The sequence below is a fragment of the Nocardioides sp. genome (genome assembly GCF_031422975.1).
Lineage (GTDB): Bacteria > Actinomycetota > Actinomycetes > Propionibacteriales > Nocardioidaceae > Nocardioides.
In genome coordinates this window covers 1-2,783 of record NZ_JANPEO010000600.1, presented here as the reverse complement: position 1 = coordinate 2,783, position 2,783 = coordinate 1, and the positions used below count along the sequence as shown (strand labels likewise).

The following is a 2,783-nucleotide window of genomic DNA, read 5'->3' as shown; positions in this document are numbered from 1 at the left end:
ATCGACGACGACAGCGAGTTCTCCCAGGCCGGCGACCCGCGTTACGCCGACCTCGGCGCCGACATGCCGCGCACCGAGTGCCTCAAGGACGTCATCGCCCGCTTCCTCCCCTACTGGGAGGACTCGATCGTCCCCGACCTGCAGTCGGGCCAGACCGTGCTCGTCGCCGCGCACGGCAACTCGCTGCGCGCGCTCGTCAAGCACCTCGACGGCATCTCGGACGCGGACATCGCCGGGCTCAACATCCCCACCGGCATGCCGCTGGTCTACCGCCTCGACGAGTCGCTCACGCCGACCGTGCCCGGCGGGGAGTACCTCGACCCCGAGGCCGCTGCGGCAGCCGCTGCGGCCGTGGCCAACCAGGGTCGCTGACCTTCACGTCAGATACAGCCAGCCCGGAGAGGGCCACGGAGTTCGGGTGTCGCGCAGCGGGGCGCGAGCTCAGTCCTCGCGGCGCGAGATCTGCTCGCCGGTGACCACGAAGATCACGCGGTTGGCGACGGAGACCGCGTGGTCGGCGATGCGCTCGTAGTAGCGACCGAGCAGGGCGATGTCGACGGCTGCCTCGACCCCGTGCGCCCAGTCGTCACCCAACAGCTCGATGAAGCTCTTGCGGCGGAGCTGGTCCATGATCTCGTCGTCGCGACCGAGCGCGATCGCGGCCTCGACGTCGCGGTCGGCGATGATCGCCTTGACCCGACGCACCATGTCCTCGGCGACCTCGGCCATCTTGACCATGGTGTCGCGGATCGAGTCGGGTACGGCGATGTTGGGCACCCGCAGGCGCGCGATCTTGGCGACGTGGACCGAGAGGTCGCCCATCCGCTCGAGCTCGCTGACCATCCGCAGCGCGGAGACGACCACGCGCAGGTCGCCGGCGACCGGCTGCTGGAGCGAGAGCAGCGCGAACGCGTTGTCCTCCACCCGTTCCCGGTTGGCGTCGATGGCCTGGTCGGCGCTGATCACCTCCTCGGCGATCGCGGCATCGCCGGTCAGGAGGGCCGCGGTCGCGCGGTTCACAGCGGTCTCCACCTGACCGCACATGGTGGCGAGGTCGATGAAGATGGCGTCGAGCTGGTCATGGAAGACTTCACGCATGGGTGCAGCCTAAGCGCGGGCCCGACAAGCCCGCGCCGTCTGAGGTGAACGAGGCGTGAACACTGCGTGCTCGGCGCCGGCTGGGCGTTTGCGACGTCCTACGATGCGTACGATCATGGCGTGGATCCGACGACGCAGGCAGCGCTGGCGGCCGTCATCGGTGCGATCGTCGCCGGCGGCGGCGTACTCGCCTGGCACGTCAGTGACCGCCAGCAGTCCCGCCTGCCCCGCGTGGACGAGCCCCTCGTGCCGCCGGGAGTGGCCGCGGTGCTCTCCGTGCTCCGGTCCAGTGCCGTCGTCGTCGACCCTGACGACCACGTCCTCAAGGCCTCCGCCCCGGCCTACGCGCTCGGGCTGGTCCGCGGCCACGAGGTCCTCGTCGCAGACCTGATCGCCTTGATCCGACAGGTACGCCGCGACGGCCAGATCCGCGAGACGGAGCTGCATCTCGGCACCGACAACGCCAGCGCCCGCACCGTGATCGCTCGCGTCGCGCCGCTGGGATCGCGGCTGGTGCTGGCCCTGGTGGAGGACCGCACCCGCGAGCGTCGGGTCGAGTCCGTACGCCGCGACTTCGTCGCCAACGTCAGCCACGAGCTGAAGACGCCGGTCGGCGCGATCCGGTTGCTCGCCGAGGCCGTGACCGCTGCGGCCGACGACCCCGAGGCCGTGGAGCGGTTCGCCTCGCGGATGCTCACCGAGAGCGACCGGCTGACCAAGCTGGTCCAACAGATCATCGAGCTCTCGCGGCTCCAGGGCGACGACCCGCTCGAGGCGCCGGTCCCCGTCTCCCTCGACGACGTGGTCGCCGCGGCCGTCGACACCAGCACGATCGACGCGGGCGCCCGGAACATCACCCTCGTGACCACTGGGGACCACGAGCTCGAGGTGTTCGGTTCCCTCGACCAGATCAGTGCCGCGGTGAGCAACCTGGTCGCCAACGCGGTGGCCTACTCCGACGCGGGATCGCGCGTGCTGGTCAGCACCAAGTCACTCGGCGACACCGCTCAGATCTCGGTCGTCGACCAGGGCATCGGCATCCCCGCCCGGGAGATCGACCGGATCTTCGAGCGGTTCTACCGCGTCGACCCGGCCCGGCACCGCTCCACCGGCGGCACCGGGCTCGGGCTCTCGATCGTGAAGCACGTCGCGGCCACCCACGGCGGCGACGTCAGTGTCTGGTCCGTGGAGGGACAGGGGTCGACCTTCACGCTGACGCTCCCCCTGAACCCGCACCCGCACAGCATCGGGCCGACGGAGCCGGTGCCGATGATCGCGCCCCCGCGCCGTACGCCCGGAACCGAACCCCCACGAGCCACCACCCGCGACGCCGCACAGGGCGTCGACACACAACAGCAGGAGGTACGCCGGTGACCCGGGTACTCGTCGTCGAGGACGAAGAGAGCTACAGCGACGCGCTCGCCTACATGCTCCGCAAGGAGGGCTACGAGGTGGCGATCGCCGCCGACGGCAACGCCGCCATCGCGGAGTTCGAGCGCAACGGAGCCGACATCGTGCTGCTCGACCTGATGCTGCCCGGCATTCCCGGCACCGAGGTGTGCCGCCAGATCCGGGCGACGTCGTCGGTCCCGGTGATCATGGTCAGCGCCAAGGACGACGAGGTCGACAAGGTGGTCGGCCTCGAGCTCGGCGCCGACGACTACGTCACCAAGCCCTACTCCCCC

General features: G+C 70.3%; 4 protein-coding genes. 3 read left to right on the top strand and 1 reads right to left on the bottom strand.

Annotated features, from left to right (window positions below):
- Positions 1 to 372 (top strand): 2,3-bisphosphoglycerate-dependent phosphoglycerate mutase (locus tag RMO85_RS17865; protein ID WP_310530068.1); only part of this gene is annotated, 372 nt, incomplete at its 5' end.
- A 69-nt stretch (positions 373 to 441) separates the two neighbouring features.
- Here RMO85_RS17865 and phoU read toward each other — a convergent pair.
- Complete coding sequence (phoU, locus tag RMO85_RS17860; protein ID WP_310530067.1) at positions 442 to 1,098, bottom strand: phosphate signaling complex protein PhoU; 657 nt, start codon at positions 1,096 to 1,098, stop codon at positions 442 to 444.
- Between the two features lie 120 nt (positions 1,099 to 1,218).
- Between phoU and RMO85_RS17855 the strand changes: the two genes are divergently transcribed.
- Both RMO85_RS17855 and RMO85_RS17850 read left to right on the top strand, forming a co-directional pair.
- Positions 1,219 to 2,472: an ATP-binding protein gene (locus RMO85_RS17855; protein WP_310530066.1), complete on the top strand. Its 1,254-nt coding sequence runs from the start codon at positions 1,219 to 1,221 to the stop codon at positions 2,470 to 2,472.
- On the top strand, positions 2,469 to 2,783 hold a 315-nt coding region (locus RMO85_RS17850; protein WP_310530065.1), incomplete at its 3' end, for a response regulator. The genes RMO85_RS17855 and RMO85_RS17850, both read left to right, overlap by 4 nt.